At 70.1% G+C, this 17446-nt stretch carries 1 protein-coding gene (running past one end of the window); it reads left to right on the forward strand.

Annotated elements, in window-relative coordinates; translation table 11 throughout:
* A protein-coding gene (locus ABZ738_RS06425; RefSeq protein ID WP_357211518.1) for a hypothetical protein crosses the window boundary here: on the forward strand, nucleotides 1-17446 show its 5' end (the start). Its footprint extends 21446 nt past the window's final position; the window shows 17446 of its 38892 coding nt (coding positions 1-17446); its start codon is at nucleotides 1-3; its stop codon lies beyond the right edge, outside the window.

Here is a 17446-nt window from a genome sequence, read left to right on the forward strand (position 1 = left end):
ATGGCCGTTCCGGGCCGCTTCGTGCTCACCGGCGCGATGACCCAGACGACGCACCCCGTCGCCCGGGCGGTCGCGGTCGCCACTCCGGCGCCGGACGACGGCACGCTGGTCTATCTGATCGAGGAGACGCCGCGCTCCGCCGCCGGCCTGGACTACCTGCGCGGACAGCCGTTCCCCGACGCCCTGGTGCTGGTGCCGTGGGACCTCGACCGCTGGGCCACCGGAGGGCAGCCGCTCCCGGACGACCCGGAGGGCCTCGGTGGCCTCGCCGACCTCTACCGCCTCCAGGTGCAGGTGCCGGTGGGCGAGGCGCGTGCACCGCAACTGGTGCCGGTCGACGCGCGCGGCCGGGAGGCGTCGTGGGACGACGCCACGTCGGTACGGGTGCTGCCGTGGTCACACGTGGCCGGACGAGCGGCGCTGCGGGCCGCGTACGACCGGATCGTCGCCGACGAGGAGTCTGGCCGCCGACGCGTCGAGGCCCTGCTGGCCGACCTGGAGGAGATCCGGCGGGCGCTGCGGGTGAGCATCCCGCCCGGGAGCCTGGCCGCCGCGATCCACCTGGTCCGGTCCGGTGCCGAGCCGGAGGCGGCGGCCCTGCTCCGAAAGGTGCTGCCCGTCGCCGTTGCCGACGTGCCGACGATGGTCGGCGGGTCAGCCCAGCCGATCGCCGCCGACGTGCTGCGTGCCACGCTGCGCGCCGCCCCGGAATCGGCAGCGCTGGTGTCCTACCGGGCACCGAACGGCGGGCCGGCGGTGGCCTGGCTGCTGCCGGACGGCGAGGACGTGCGGTGGGTCGGGGCGTCGGATTCGGACACCATGCCGATCGCCGTCCGGCTCACCGACGACTGGCGGATGGTGGCGCTGCGCGACGCGGCCACCACGGTGGTGCTGATCGACGCGGACCATCGGCCGGTCAGCGTGGACGTCGAGACCCCGCCCGTACCCGCCCCGCCCGCACCTGCCCTGTCCGGCGAGACTGCCGAAGAGTGGGCGGATCACCCGCCGGTCATCGAGCAGCGCTCCGCAGAGGTGGAGGCGCGCCTGGCCGAGATGCGGCGCACGTTCATCGAGACAGGCACCGAGCTCTGGGAGTTGCGCTCCGCATCGACTGCCATAGACCATGGCCGGGACGCCGAGGAACCGGCTGCCTCCTCCGGGACTGCCGACCTGGCCGCACGGGAGTGGGAGATCGCTGCCGAGGTCGATCGTCAGCGGACGCGAATCGCCGAGCTGACCAAGATCACTGAGCACGAGCCGATCGAGGAGACGCCGGACGGCATCCTGCACAGCCACGTCTGGGTGCGGCAGGCGGTGGAGGGGCGCGCCGGATACGTCCGAATCCCAGTGCGCGTCGACGAGGCGGGCGTGCGTAGCAGACACCCGGACACGGGTGCCCTGACCGGTGAGTTCCACCTGGACCGGGGGGAGTGGTTGCGCCCGTTGCGTGGCGGTGGTCCTGGCCTGGCCCCGGCGTGGGGATCCCCGGTCGGCCCTTCCGCGACAGCCGGACCGGTCGATGCCAGTCCCGCCGCCAGCGCCTCGGGGACGACGCCGCGCAGGTTGTTGGATGGCATGCCGCAGCAGTACCGGCCAAGCCAACGGTCGGACTGGACAGCCACCCCGCTGTTCGCCGTCGTCGCACTACCGCCCGAGGTGGCCTTCACGATCGGTCTGGAGGCGAGGACGACCGAGGACCACGCTGGTGTGCACGTGCTGCGGCCCGTGCTCGACGGGTCCGCCGGAATGGCCAACGGGCTGGTGGGATTCGGAGTGGGGCGACTTCCCCGGATCCCGCTGGACGGCGACGTCATCTATGTCGCCCTTGCTCAGGGCGGTATTGACGTATCGGCGAGCCCGGCCTTGGCGGCGGTTTCCCCATCGGTACCCGAGGTGCTGGGTCAGGTAACGGGTAACAACGTGCTCGCCGCGTGGCGGGTGTCCGTCGACGCGTCCGGTGCGGTCCGCTTGGGGCCGGTACGGCCCAACCCGTTGGTCGATGTCCGTGACGAGACCGGTGCGACGGTCGGACTCCCCGACGTCGACCGGCTGGACGCCGAGATCGTCGAACTCCTCCACGTAATGGTGGCCCAGCAGGGCGTAGCGCCGGGCCGAGGACAGGACGATCCGGTCCGGCCGGCGAACTATCGGTCTTTCTGGTCGATGGATCCGGACTACTGGGCGGAGGTGCGTAGCCAGGTCCGGGACAACGTCGCAGCCTTCTCCGACGAAGTCGACGTCATTCGACAACAGGGGGCATGGCAGGAACTCGCCGACCGCTTCGCCGAACGGCTCCGTGCTCCGAGAATCGAAGTGCTGCTCCTCGACATCGACGGCCAGGGGTCCTTCGATCCGAATAGCTGGATCATGCATGTCGGTCGGAGAGGTCCGCTCGACCAACGGCTGACCACGTTCATTCACGAGTCCTTTCACGTCGAGCAGCATCTGGTCATGTTCGGAGCGGTTGCGCGGTCCACGAACGACTTCGCCGTTCTTCGGGCCATGGTGTCGCAGCCCAGCATCGCCGGGTCGCTGTGGAGGCATCCCCTTCCGGTGGAGGACCCGCGTTACGACGCGGCCATCCGCACTCTGTGGGACAGAAAGGTGGTGGACCGCGAAGGCGGCACCATCTTCATGGCGCGGAACTCCGCCTCCGCTGCTCTCAGCAGGGCCAAGCAAAGGTTGGCAACGGCCGATGCCGGGTTCAATCCGGTGGTGCGGGACCGCCTCGCCGCCGACCTGACTCGTTCGTATCGCCTGTGGCTGGAGCGGACCGTGCGCGCTCTGGCGCGTCCGATGGAGATCCCGGCGTACGTGGTGGAGCGGGCCTTCACCACGGGAGGGTCCGTCCGTGACTGGCAACGGGTCCACCCTGAGGCGCCGCGCCTGCCCGGATACCGGGCCGAGACGAACGCGGCCGGTGCCCACCTGTGGCCGGAACACGCCGAGCGGCTGGAGGACCAGGCCCGACTCGTTCATCCGGCGCGCCCGCAGATCGTCGTCGAGGTGGGCGATACCGGAAACGCCGCGTCGGTCCTGTCGCAAGCGGCGGAGGTGCTTCCCGCGTCGGCGATGGTGGTCCTGGTGACACCGCATCGGCTGAGCCCGGAGGAGGCCGTCGAGCTGGCCGGACTCCTCGCCGACGACCAGGTGCTGGCCGTCGGCGCTGCTACGGCCACTCCCCCCACCGGCGATGATCGGCTGATCGAACACTTCGTCGGTCACTCACCTTGGCACGACGTGTCGATGATCCCCTTCGCGGCCTATTTCACCGTGCATCGTGTTCCACAGGCTCCCGAGATCGTGGGCTCCGGGCTACCACAGATGTCCAGCCTCGGTGGTGGGACGTTCGACGTCTTGGGGTGGCAGGCGGTCCCGGTCGGTGACAACCTGCTTGTTCGCCCGGCGGACGAATCGCCGCAGGCGCAACCGGTCCCAGCCGATGCTGCGGCCGGGGTACCCCGCCTGGTCGTCGGGGTCCCGGGCCGCGACACCCCGTGGGGTGTGGTCCAGGTTGCGAACGCACTGGTCGACTACCTCACCGGAGTGCCGAACGCCGCGTCGGATCCACGCCTTCTCCAGGTTCACCGACCTGTCGTCAAGGCACCTCCGTTGCCCGGGCTCTCGATCGAGCCGGAGCCGAACGCACCGGGCTGGACTGACCGGTTGCCCTCGCTGATCTTCGGCGCGGACATCGACCGAAACGAGCCGCGGATCGACGCGTCGGCAGGAGACCTCGGTCTCGACCGGCATCTGCTGACGTACGCCCTGCTCGGTGCAGTGGACGCCCGGCCGGCGGAGGTGATGCCCGAGCAGCTTGTCGTCGCGATCGACGAGTTGACCGACCGGCTCAGCGTGACCCGGTCGGAGTTGCTGACGGTCGGCTACGTCACCGCCATGGCGTACGGCGTCGGTGGGGTGACCGAGCCACGTCTACGCCAGGCGCAGCGACTGCTCAGGGCACTGCTCGACACGGCCCCCGGCGTTCCCATGCCGGCCGGCGATCTCGCGGTCCGGTATCTGCTACAGGCGGTCGGCCACAACTCGGACGATCACGGTGACGTCACCGGTCTCCTACGGCTCTTCGAACTGGTCGAAGCGCGGCACTCGGAGGGGAACGCCGTGAGCCTGACCATGGCCGAGCTGGCCGCCGCCTTCGACGACGACCGTCGGTGGCGGGAGAGCCCGGCGCTGTCGCCCCGGCGACTCGACTCCGGCGAGGAGACCTGGTGGCTGGGGCCACCGACCGAGCAGCACGAGGTGTCCGCAGTTCCCGGCCATATCGTCGTGGGATACGCGGCGAACACGGATCTCATGCCGGCGCAGATGCCGGTACCTGCCGGCGTCGCGGCCCTGGCGATGACCGCCGTGGCGGTCCGGGAACGCCTGCCGAGGCAGTGGGGACCAGATCCCCTTCCCCTGCTGCTGGTGCCGGTGACGTCCGAGTTGGTGGACGCCGACGGGCTGCGGACCGATCTGGCTCGGCTCGATGATCGGGTGCGGTTCGGTCAGTTCCGCATGGAGCGTTTGAACCTGATGCTCGCGGAGCCGGTGATTCGTCCCGAGACGACGCCACCGGTGGCCGTGGGGTCGGCCCATCTCGCCGGAATGCGGCGCGAGCTGATGGCGCGGGCGGAGGAGTTGCGGAGACTGCGGTCGCGCCTGGAAGAAGCGAAGCGGGAGCGTGACCGGGCGGGCCAGGACCAGGTCCGGATGGCCGACGCGATCCGGCGTATAGCCGATCTGTCCACCCGTGAGTGGAACCTCCAGGCCGACATCCACCATCGGCACAGTCGGATCACCGAGTTGACCAGGCTCGTGGGCGACGGTCAGGTGACGGCGACGGCATCGGGCCTGACCAGCCACGCCAGGGTGCGGATCTCGGCATCGGACGGCCGGCTCGATTGGCTGCGAGTCCCGGTGCTCGTCGATGAGGCGGGGGTGCACAGCACCCACCCGGAGACAGGCGAGATCACCGGTGACCTTCGCCTGGTCGACGGTGAGTGGACGCCCCGTCTCCTAGGCGGCGCGCCCGGCTCGTCGCAGCGACGGGTGGGTTCGTCGTCAGCTCGGCGGAGCGGGCCCGGATCATCGTCGGCGGCTAGGACGGCCGTGCCCGGTGCGACACCGAGTGCTTCCGCCATCGTGGTGCCTGCCGGTTACACCGAGCAGAACCTGCGGCGGACCTTGCCCGACCGGTATGTCGAGAGCCGGCGGCCGGACTGGGAGACGAGACCGCTCTGGGCCTCGGTACCGATTCCGCCGGAGCTTGCCTTCACCACCGGCCTGCAGCAGCGCGTGCACGACGGCCCGGACGGCGTCCAGCCGGTGTTCGGCGGCACCGCAGGCATGGCGAACGGGCTGGTGGGCTTCGGAGTCGGCCGGTTGCACCGGATGCCCGCCGACGGCGAGATGGTCTATGCCGTCGTGGCGTCCGGCGGGATCGACGTGTGGGGAAGCCCGGCCACGGCGGCGGCACCGCGCACCGCACCCGACGTCCTGGGCCAGTTCACCGGGACCAGCGTCGTCGCCGGATGGCCGGTGTCGGTGGACCCGCACACCGGTCAGATCATCCTGGGCCAGGCGGCGGCGAACCCCAACCTGGCGGTGCACCGGGAAGGCTCACCCGCAGCCACGTTGACGGCTCTGGACGGTGAGCTCGCCGCCATGCTTACCCGCCTCGCGGGAAAGCATGACACGACGCTCACTCGCGGGGACGCGGTGTGGACGCCGAGCAGGGTGATCGAGGACTACGGGTTGCTGGAGGCGACGAACCCGGCCTACTGGGCGGAGCTGCGGCGTCTAGCCCGGCGTGACCAGGGTGCTCTGGGCAGCGGACGCGAGCAGCACCGTGCCTGGCAGAAGGCCAGCGACCTGCTCTTCCGGTACCTCAACGCCGGTTCCAACGGCATTCCCGCGGCCAGAACCGTCGTCACCGATCTGGCGGGGACGGGCTCCTCAGCCATGTTCGACGGAACGGGCTGGACGGTGGAGGTCGGGGAGTCGGACTCCATCGACGACCGGCTCGCGTTCTTTGCGCACGAGGGACTCCACGCTGAGCAGTATGCGCTGATGGGGCGGCTCGTCGCCGGTGCCAGCAACGACCCCGAGACGCTGGACCTGGTCACTGGGGTCCCCATTGCGCGTGAGGCGCTGTGGGCACGGCCACTCGACCGCGGCGATCCACGCTATTCGTTGGCGCTGCGCCTCTGGTGGCACCACCACTCAGAGCTGGATGGGCGCATCCATGACGTACGCCGGGACGCGGCGCTGCTGCGCAGACGGACCGAGGCCCAACTGGTCAAGGCCCTGGAGATCGGGCAGTTCAGCGCACCCGTACGCCAGCTGCTGACAGCGCGGCTGGTCGGCCGGACGGCACACCACTTCGAACTGGGCATTCTGCTGGTCCGGCTCGGGCTGGAAGGTCCGGCGTACCGTGCGGCTCTGGACTTCTCGACCGGCGGCTCGGTGCGGGACTGGCAGAAGGTCGCTGCTGCCGAGGTGCCGTCGCTCGCCGGCTATCAGGTCGAGAGAAACGAGGCCGGGAGCCACCTGTGGCCGGCGTCGGTCGGGCGGCAGGATTCGTCCTCGCGACTGGTGCACCACTCTCGCCCCACCGTCGTGGTGGAGTTGGGTCGAGCCGGGAACGCGCTGTCGCGTCTTGCCGACGTCGTGCCGCATCTGCCGGCGGACGCTCTGGTGGCGGTGGTGACCTCCGATCCACTGACGCCGACCCAGGCGGTGGAGCTGGCCTCGACAGTCGGTGAGGGACAGACGGTGGCTGTCTCCGTCTCGTCCGGTCCTCGGATCGATCCGGCCGATCCACTGTTCGACCACTTCGTGCCGTACTCGCGGTGGCACGCACAGTCGATGAGCCTCTTCGCCGACTACTTCACCGTGCACACCGAACCGCAACGGCCCTTGCTCCGACTCAACTACGCGCTGAAGCCGCTGTACAACGTCGGAGGCGGGGTCTTCATCCGGCAGGACCTGAGCGACTGGCAGATCAGGCCGGTGGGACAGACGCTCTGGGTGCGTGCCTCCGACGAGCCGGCCGGGGCGTTGCCGGTGCCGGCGGAGCCCGACAACGGAATGCCGAGGATCGTCGTCGGCGCTCCCGGTCGGGACACCCCGTGGGCGATCGTCCAGCTCGGGCTGCTGCTGGCCGAGCAGCTCACCGGTGTTCCGGACAGTCGCGGTATGCCGGACCTGGTGCAGATTCACCGGCCTGTCCTGGAGCCACCCGAGCTGCACGACCTGACCCCTGTCGAGACCGCCGCTCCATTCACCCGGCAGCTCCTGGTCAGTGCCTTCGGTGAGCACGGCGTCGACGATCCGAGGCTCACCCACACGTCGAAGATCGAGGACTTCGACATCGACCCGTACGTGTTGACGGCTGCTCTGGTGGGTGCGGTGGACCCGGCACCGCAGGCGATGTCGGAGTCCCACCTGGTCGAGGTGTTGACCGGCCTGGCCGCCAGGCTCGGCGTGACCCGCGAGGAACTTCTTCCGGTGGGTTTTGTCACGGCGTTCGCTCACGGCATCGGTCATGTCACCGTGCCACGTCTGACCGTGGTGACGCGGGCGTTGCAGGCCCTGCCCGACCGGGGGAGGGAACAGCCGGACGAGAGCCGGATCCTGAACAGTTTCCGCAGCCTGGTGCCGGACGACAACGAGCGTAGTGCCAAGCACGAACTCTTGCGGCTGCTGGAGTGGCTCGGACATCCGGGCACGACCTGGCCCGCCGAGGGACTGTCCTCCGAGTACCTACAGCAGGTGGTCGGCAGGGACAGGAGCTGGACCGACCAGGTGCTGTCGCAGCGGACGCCGGACGGCAGTGGGGTCTGGTGGTTGGGGCCGGTGGTGCAGCGGCACCTCGTCGCTCCCGTCGAGGACACCCTCGTGCTCGCGTACGCGGCTGGTGCTGATCTTCTGCCGGTGGGGATGCCGGTCCCCGGGGGTGCCGCCCTGCTGATGCGGGTGGGCCAACTGGTGCGGCGACAGCTACCGGAGGAGGAGTGGGGCACTCCGGTGCTGCTGGTCCCGGTGATCTCTGCCCCGGCCGACAGCGATCGGCTGCGGGCCGAGTTGACAGAGACGGAGAACCGGCTCAGCCTCGGGGTGACGATGGCCGATCCGGTCGTTGTCGCCGTGGAGGACGATGCGGTCGCCGACCCGATGGACCTCGACGAGAGCGTGGTCGGGTCGGCGATGGGGCAGCAGCCCGAGGACGCCGGTCGGGTGCGCCTGGCCACGATGCGGGAGCATCTCACCAGGTGGGCGGAGCATCTGGTGCGCCTGCGTGCGGACGGTGCCGGCGCTGACACGTCGACGGAGGTGGCGCGGGCCCAGTCGGAGATCGACCGGTTGCGGGAGCGCATCACCGAGCTGACCGAGGTCGTGGCGTACGGTCCGGTCACGGCGACGGGGCGGGGCCTTGTCGGTCGCGTCTCCGTGCGGCAGTGGATGGAGGGCCGCTTCCAGCGGGTCGAGATCCCGGTGTTCATCGACGATGCCGGGGTGCACGGTCTGCACCCGGAGACCAGCGAGCTGACGGTCGACCTTCGCCTGGTCAACGGCGAGTGGATGCCCCGGGTGCTGGGCGGCGCGCCCGGCTCGTCGTCGTCACGGCGGGGCGGCTCCGGGTCGTCCTCAGCGCGGCGGGGGGGCTCCGGGTCGTCCTCGGCGGGGACGGCTGCGGCCGCCTCGGCACCGAGCGTTCCCGCCATCGTGGTGCCTCCGGGGTACACCGAGAAACAACTACGGCGGAACTGGCCCGACTGGTTTGCCAAGAGCCGGCGGCCGGGCTGGGAGACGGAGACGCTCTGGGCCTCCGTGCCGATCCCGCCGGAGCTTGCCTTCACCACCGGTCTGCAGCAGCGCGTGCACGACGGCCCGGACGGCGTCATGCCGGTGTTCGACGGTCTTGCGGGCATGGCCAACGGGCTGGTGGGCTTCGGGGTCGACCGGTTGCACCGGATGCCCGCCGACGGCGAGATGGTGTACGCGGTCGTGGCGCGCGGTGGTATCGACGTGTGGGGGAGCCCAGCCACGAAAGCGGCGCCACCGACGGCCCCCGACGTCCTGGGGCAGTTCCCCGGGAGCACCGTCGTCGCCGGGTGGCTGGTCTCGGTGGACCCGGACACCGGTGAGGTCACCTTGCACAAGGTGGCGGAGAACCCCAACTTCTCGGTACGCCGCAAGGACGACCACTTCCAGCGGGTCACCCCACCGGACCCGGTTGACCTGGATGATGCGCTCGTCGCCATGCTCGCTGCGATGCTCGCCGACCCGGCCGGAAATCGTGGCACGACGCTCGTTCGCGGCGTCGAGGTCTGGCAACCGCGCAAGGCCGCCGATGAGTACGGTTCGCTGTGGGCGAGGGACCCGGCCCTGTGGGCGGAACTCCGAGTTCGGGCACGGAAGGAGTACCGCACCCTGGGCGGCGGGGACCGGCAGCGCCGCGCCTGGCAGGAGAAGACCGACCTGATCTTCCGGCACGTCCGGCGGGGGGCCGACGTCGACCTCACTCCGGCCAGATCCATCATCACCGACGTGTCGGATGAGCACCATGCGGCCAGGTTCGACGGCACGACCTGGGAGTTGGAGGTCGGGCAGTCGGATTCGGTCGACTACATGCTGGAGGGTCTCGCGCACGAGGGGGTCCATGCCGAGCAGTACACGTTGATGGGCCGGCTCGTCGCGGGTGCCACCAACGACCGTGAGGCCATGGACCGGGTGACCCGCGCCGGGCACGTGCAGGACGCCCTGTGGGCACAGCCACTGCGTCTCGACGACGAGCGCTATCCATTGGCACTGAACCTGTGGTGGAACCACTACACGAGAATCGATCTAGACCACAGCAACCTGCACATCAGGGCAGAGGAGCTGTCTTTCCGCAATGCGGCGCAGGTGCTCAAGGTCAGAGGGATCGAGCAGTTCAGTCCGCCCGTACGTCAACTGCTGGAAGCGCGGATGATCGGCCGGGCGGCCCGTGACTTCGACACCGGCGCCATGATGTTCCGGCTCGGTCTGGAAGGTGCGGCGTACCGCGCAGGCCTGGAGTTCTCGACCGGCGGTTCGGTGCGGGACTGGCAGAAGGTCTCTGCCGCGAAGGTGCCGTCGCTCTCCAGGTACCGGGCCGAGACGAGCGAGGCCGGGACCCACCTGTGGCGGGCGTCGGCCGAGCGGCAGGACTTCTCCCCGCGGCTGGTGCACCGCTCTCGCCCGACGGTGGTGGTGGAGCTGGGGCGGGCCGAGAACGCACTGTCACGTCTTGCCGACATCGTGCCCAGACTGCCGGCGAACGCCCTGGTGGAGGTGGTGACCACCGATCCACCGACGCCGACTCAGGCGGTGGAGCTGGCATCGGCGGTCGGCGCGGGACAGGTGCTGGCCGTCTCCGCCTCGGCCGGCCTCCGGATCGACCCGGCCGATGAGCTGTTCGACCACTTCGTCCCGTACTCGCGGTGGCATGCCCAGTCGATGAGTCTCTTCGCCGACTACTTCACCGTGCACCCGGAACCGCAATGGCCCGATTTCCACCTCACCAACACCCTTGCGTCGCTGATCAATCTCGGGGGCGGCCTCTTCACGCGGACAAACCAGGTGGACTGGCAGATCAGGCCGGTGGGGCAGACGCTCTGGGTGCACACCACCGACGTGCCCTCGACCGCGCTGCCGGCGCCGGTGGAGCCCGGTCTCGGCATGCCGAGGATCGTGGTCGGTGCGCCCGACCAGGACACCCCATGGACGATCGTCCAGCTCGGACTGTTGCTGGCCGAGCGGCTCACCGGCATCCCGGACAGTCGGGGTGACCTGGGCCTGGTACAGGTCCATCGGCCCGTCCTCGACCCCCCCGAGTGGGACGATCTGCCCCCTGGTGAGACTGCGGCACCGTGGACCAGGCAGCTCCTGACCAGCGCCTTCGGTGAGGACGCCGTCCACGATTCGCAGCTTGAGCACACATCGGGCGTGGGCGACTTCGACATCGACCCCTTCATGCTGACCGCCGCTCTGGTGGGAGCGGTGGAACCGGCACCGGAAGCGCTCTCGGAGTTCCAACTCGTTGAGGTACTCAACGGCCTGGCCGCCACGCTCGGCATCACTCGTGAGGAACTGCTCCCGGTGGGCTTCGCCACGGCGTACGCCTTCGGCATCGGTCACGTCACCGTGCCACGCCTGGCCCTGGTGACGCGGGCTCTGCTGGCCCTGACCGACTATCGGCCCGACCTCGATTTCGGCGACGGATACGAGTCGAACGCGCCCAGGGACACCGGTGAGCCGATCAGAAGCTGGCTCCTCACCGATTTCCGCCGGCTGGTCCCGCAGGACGACGAGCGTCACGCCAAGCAGGAACTCGCCCGACTCCTGGAGTGGCTTGCCCAGCCGGACACGACCTGGCCGTCCGACGGACTGACCTCCGAGTACGTGCAGCAGGTCCTCGGACAGGACCGGAGCTGGATCGACGGGTCGTTGGCGCGGCGCACCAGGGACGGCAGAGGTGTCTGGTGGCTGGGGCCGGTGGCGCAGCGGCACCTCGTCGCGCCGGTCGAGGGCACTCACGTGCTCGCCTACCAGGCGGACGCCGATCTTCTTCCGGTGGGCTTGCCGGTCCCCGGTGGCGCGGCGTTGCTGGCGCGGGTGGGCCAACGGTTGCGGCGGGACCTACCCGAGGGCGAGCGGGGCAAGCCGGTGCCGGTGCTGCTGGTGCCGGTGACGAGCGGGCCAGTCGAGAACCACTGGCTGCGGTCGGACCTGACGGACTTCGAGAACCGGCTGGCTTTCGGGGTGACGATGGCCGATCCGGTCGTCCTGATGTCGAGCGACGACGTCGACGCGGCACTCGCGCAGATGAGCCTGGACGAGGTGGCGGCCACGGTGGGGCAGCCTTCCGGTTGGCCGGCCTCTGACGAATCGATCGACCCCGAGAGCCCGCTCTGGTGGACCGGCAGTCCGGTGGATCCCGTTGAGGAGCCGGTGTCGATCGGCGGAGCCACGCAGGAGTCCCAGTCATCCCCGCCGCCCGTTCCCATCGGTACGAACGGGGTCGAGGACGAGCTGGTCGTGGCCCGGGCGCAGGCGCGGCTGGTCAGTTGGGCGGTGCCGGACCGACTCGTCGAGCTGCGGCGGTTGGCCGACGAGGGCCGTCCGGGTGCCGTCGAGGCGTTGGCCGCCGTCGAGGCGTACCGGAGCGCGTTGGCGCGGGCCGAGAAGGGATCGCTGAACGAGGCCGGAGAGGTGGCTACCGCCTACCGGAGCATGCACGACCGGTTGGCGGCGTTGAACCTGGCGCATCTCGCTCCGCCGACCTCGCCGACCGAGACGGACGTCGCGCCTGGCGTACCGGTGCCGGCGGCCACCTTCCCGGTGGAGCTGACTCCCCCTGCCGCACCGGCCCGGCCCCGACTCGCCGATCTGATGGCGGATCCGCAGGAGGTGCGGTGGGCCGAGCGCGTGGGGGTTCCGGCTGCCCAGGCCGCCCGACTGCTGACCGACGGACGCCTGCGGTTCGACCCGACCGAGGTCGACCGACTGTCCACCGCTCTGCGATTCGACGAGGACGAGGTCCGTGACCTGGTCGATCTGGTCGAGGTGCTCGGCATGGTGCCGCTCGACCTGCCCGCCAGGTCTCGGGCCATGGGGCTCGCCGGGCTGGGGCCACTCTTCGGTGTGATCCAGGAGTTGGCGGTGTCACCCGACGACGTCGCTGCGATCGGCGACGTGCTGGTGCGGGCTGCGGCGGGCTCCCGGGACGTCGAGCCCGACGAGGGGACCTGGGCCGACCGGTTGCGGTCGGAACTTGCCGACGCCGGGGTACGCACCAACAGCGATCTCGTGTGGTTCATGCGGTTGTCCCGGCGGCTGGAGTTGGCGCCCGCCGACCGGACGAGGTTGGGGGAACTGCGCGAGCTCGGGGTGTCCCTGGAACTGCTGCACGAGTTGCCCGACGAACACGTGCGGGCGGCGCTGGAGGGCCGGCGCCTGGCCGCGACGGGTGTGGCCACCTTGGCCGCTGCCGCCGGCCTGGGCGGTCCCGTCGCGTTGGAGGCGGCGGCCGAGCGGCTGGACGTATCTCCGATCGACCTGGCGGTGGCGCTCGGCGGCCAGCTCCGGGAGGCTGCGGGCGGGGTGCCGCCCACCGGCGCGAGGGACCAACTGCGGCTCCAGGGGCAGCAGGTGGCGGACCGGCTGTTGGACCGGTTCGAACCGGGCGGGCCCACGCTGCGCGACTGGGTGCGGTGGAGCGCCCGACTGGGCTTCCCGGTGGACCAGCTCCGCCCGCTGGCCTCCGCCCCGGTCATGTCCGGGCTGATCTGGGAGGCGCTCGGGGACGTGCCGAGGGGGCGGGTAGCCGACGCGCTGGTGCCGGTGTTCCCCGCGACGGCCGCGTCGGAACGACTTGCCGCAGCGCTGGCCCGGCAGCGGAGTGCGGCGGTACCTCGTCCGGGTGAGCTGGCCGCCTGGGCGGCCCGGCTCGGCGTTCCCGGCCCGTACCTGCGTCGGGTCCTGGTGCGGTCAGACGTCGACGGAAGTGACGTGGTCGCGTTGGCCGACCATCTCGGACTCTCCCCTGACCAGGCGGCGGCCCTGGTCCGGCTGACCGAGGTGACCGGCCGGGTGCCGGGCGACGCGCTGGCTCTCGCCTACAGACTGGGTCTGCCGCACTTCCCCTATCTGCTGATCTGGCTGGCCGCGTACTGGGAGACCGACCCGCGCCGGTTGATGCCACTGCGTCCGCTGTTCGCGAGGATCAAGGAGCTGCCTCCGGACAAGCGACCCGATCCACGGCAGGTGGAGGAACTGGTTCGCACGTGGGCGGCATCGCATGCTCAGGACGAGGCTCTGCCCCGTTCGGCCCCGGACGACCTGGACTTCGACCTGTCGAACATCCTCGTCACCAGCGCCGACTTCGCCGACTTTCCGGACATCTCACACTTTACGCCGGCCTTTCCGGAATTTGGGGACCTCCCTCCGCGGCAGGTTCCGAGCGCGGACGCCAGCAGCGCGAGAAGCGTGCAGGGTGACCGACCGGCCGGTGCGCCCGTGGCCGACTCCGATAGTGACTCGACATCGGGATCAGAGAGCCTCCCGAGCATCTACCGGGGCTCTCTGCCCGGCAACTCGTCGGTGCGGAGCCCTTGGGGAGAGCGGAGGGCAACGGCAGAGCAGCGCGGATTGCTCGCCGCGCTGGACCACGGCAACGGATCGATTCTGATCGACTCCGATGACACCGCCCCGGACCGCCGGGATGTCGCTGCGCTGCTCTGGTTCGCGAGCAATGGCGTGGGCCCGGATGGAGTCGGGCTGCGGGTGGTGAGTCCGCTTCGCCAGAAACGGATGGCGGCCATCACCGAGCGGTACGAGGCGCTGCAGCGGTGGCAGGGCGTCCCCGGTCAGGCAATGACTGAGTTGTGGCGAGACGCCGACTTTGTCGCCAAAGATCCTGACCTGGGGTACCTGATCGGCCGGGTGGCGGTGGTCGCTGCGGCGGCCAGAGCGGCCGTTTCCGCCGTGACACTCGAGACCACCGCCTCGAACCGAGGCGAGGCCGTCCGCGCCGCCAGCCGTGCCGTCGATGCGTTGATCGATGGTGTGCGGTGGTGGACACAGCACCGAGCTGGCCGGTCGATACCTCCGGTCGATGCCGAGACGGTGGCGTCCGGAGACATCCCCGCGCTTATGGCTGACCTGCGCCACGAAGCAGGGCGGAGCCCGGCGTCACGAGGTGACGACTTCGGCCCGATGGTGGCGAAGCTTCGTGGACTACTCGACACGTTGCACGGTGCGGACTCGCCCCGGGACACCTATCAGGTGCTGACCGGACTTCTTCACACCGTGGTGGCGCAGTTCGCCCGCTTGGTCGTGGCAGCCGCCGCCGACAAGCCGGCATCGACGACGCTGGCCGCGTACGGCCTGGTGGCCCAGACGATCGGAAGCGTTCGCAACGTCGCCTTCGCGCTGGCGGACTGGGACCGGCTGGCCGGTGGCCTGACGGCGGTGCAGGTGAGCGGGGCCGCCGCCGACGTCGTCACCAGGGCCGAGGCCATCCGGGACACCTGGGACCAGGACGGGGACGTTCTGCTCACGTCCTGGTGGTCGGAGCGGATCGGTGTGTCCAGGGAGCAGGTCGAATGGAATTATCACGACCGACCCTGGTTGGATCACTCGGCGGTTCTTGAGACGGCCGAAGAGTTGCGGCTTGAGCCGGATCTCGTCTACGAGCACGCCATCCGGCATCAACACCTCTCCCGTCGGACTCCGGAACTGATCAGGCAGTGGAATCCGCACCACGCGAGCCGGACAGCGTACAAGTTGGCGGACGAACTGCAGGTGCCGGTGCGGCTGCTGGAGCCGTTGATGGGCGGGCAACCGCCGGCCAGGACGCGTGAACTCCGCCGCTCATTGGACCAACTGTCCGGCGTCCCGCAGGCGTTCAGCGAGCACTCGGCTCGGCGGCTCGCCTTCCTGACCGACCTCGGGGCCGGCCTGCCCCAGACCATCGCCCCGGATCAACTCCGCGTCCTGGGCGAGCAGTGGCTCACCGAGGTCCTGGCGATCGACCCGGCCGACCTGGAGATCCTCGACCGCTACTGGTTCGACCGGCTGTACTCGGTGGTGGAACTGCTGCGTGAGCACTACGAGGAGCGCGAGCCCAGCGGCGGCTGGAGCGTGCACGACATCGAACTGCTCGCTGACGACCTGGGTCTCAGTAGCCTGTTGGTGACGGGCCTCAGCGTACGGATCGGCCGGGTGCCTCGAGAGTTGGTAGGCCAGGCCGGCGGCAGGATCGCCCTGTTGGTGGCCAGCCGGCTCCAGTCCGACCCGCGCGACCTGGCATCGATCCACAATCTGGTGGCGTCCGTGGATTCCGATGGGCCGCGGCACCTCATGGTGGATGCTCTGGTGGCCGAGCTTCGCCGCGCCGGCCGGGCACCCGCTCCCCGGCCGTCCCTCGCCAGTCGGCTGTTGCGTCTCGGTGTCGAGGCCAAGCGCCTCCCGCCCTCCCTCGGCGAGGTGACACGAGACGCCGGTATGTCCGTCGACGAACTGGTCGAGACGGCTGAACTGGCCGGCAACGTCGACCTTCGGACGGTGTCGGAGTTCGTCAGATTCGCGTTCGGCGGCGACCCCGGGAAGACCGGGCCGAGCCGTTCGCCGGGCACCGGCGGTACAGCCACCTCCCGTGCTGATCTGTCGCCTCAGGTCGTGGCCGGTCAGCTGCGCGACTGGATCGGCCGACTCCACGACGAGTTCCAGGTCGAGCGGCACGACATGCCGACGGTGTTGCGGACCGCCAACCAAGGGCGGTGGACCTCGGCGACACTGACGACGCTGCCGGCCGACTCGGCCGACCGGGTTCTCAGGGCCCTGTCGAGCTTCTCCATCGAGGAAGTGGTCCGCGAACTCCACGACGTCTCCTACGACGAGGCCGACTTCGCGCAGATGTTCGACCGACTCGTTTCGGTGGTGAACGGAGCGGTCGACGCACGCATCGACGAACTACTGCCGCTCTGGCCGGAGGTGGGCGAAACCCCTCCCATGCTCCTGGAGTTCATGCTGCCGGCGACCGCGTCGGAGCAGTCACCAGCGGCCCCCACCGGGTCGTCGACCGGCTATCGGGCGCTGCGTCTGTGGGAGTACTCGCGTGCCGAGGACCTGGAGCAGGTGGCGGACGAACTACGTCGACTGCGGCAGGCGGGTCACCGATCCGTGCCCGCTTTCCTGTCCACCGGCACCGGGGGCGACTCCCGGGGAGAGGTCTGGATCAGCGAACTGGACCCGCACCCGCTGTTGGTCGGCGCCCTGATCGCCGTGAACAGTCTGCCCGGCGGGCTGGCGGGGTATCCCGATCTCCTGGCGTACCTGGGCTACGAGGTCTCTCCGTACGACGTGAAGCGTGTGGACCGCCGAGTCAGCTGGGTCCGACCGTTGCGCCCAGAGGCGTTCGAGCCGTTGCCGGCCGGAGCGGCTCGGACCATGGTGATGACGGCGGCCGTCTGGCACCGACGACAGTCACCACAGTCTGATCCGGTGGCCCGACTGGAACCATCGACGACCTGGCTGCTCGGCGATTCCGAGCCCGGCCCCGGCCCGGCAGCGGCCTACCGGCTCGGCCCGCAGGATGTGGGAGGCGAGGCGGGCAGCCTGCTCCGGTCGATCCTTGCCGGCGCCCGCGCACAGGGAGTGGACCTTCCCGCCGACGTGCGGGACGAGGCCACACTGCTCGAGCGCGCGGCGCAGACCGCGCACGGCGATCCGAATCGATTCGTGCTCCGCAGCATCGGCGCGGTGCTCAGTGCCGACCTCGACGAACGGACGTTACCCCGGCTCGCCGAGGTGCTCTGGCCCACCGAGCGGGCCAGCCCACGACGGGATCTGCTGCGCTCCAGGATCGCGCTTGCTCTCGACCAGGACGATCCGCGGCTCAACCGGCTCCTCGCCA

It is taken from the genome of Micromonospora sp. NPDC047793 (assembly GCF_040642635.1).
Lineage (GTDB): Bacteria > Actinomycetota > Actinomycetes > Mycobacteriales > Micromonosporaceae > Micromonospora.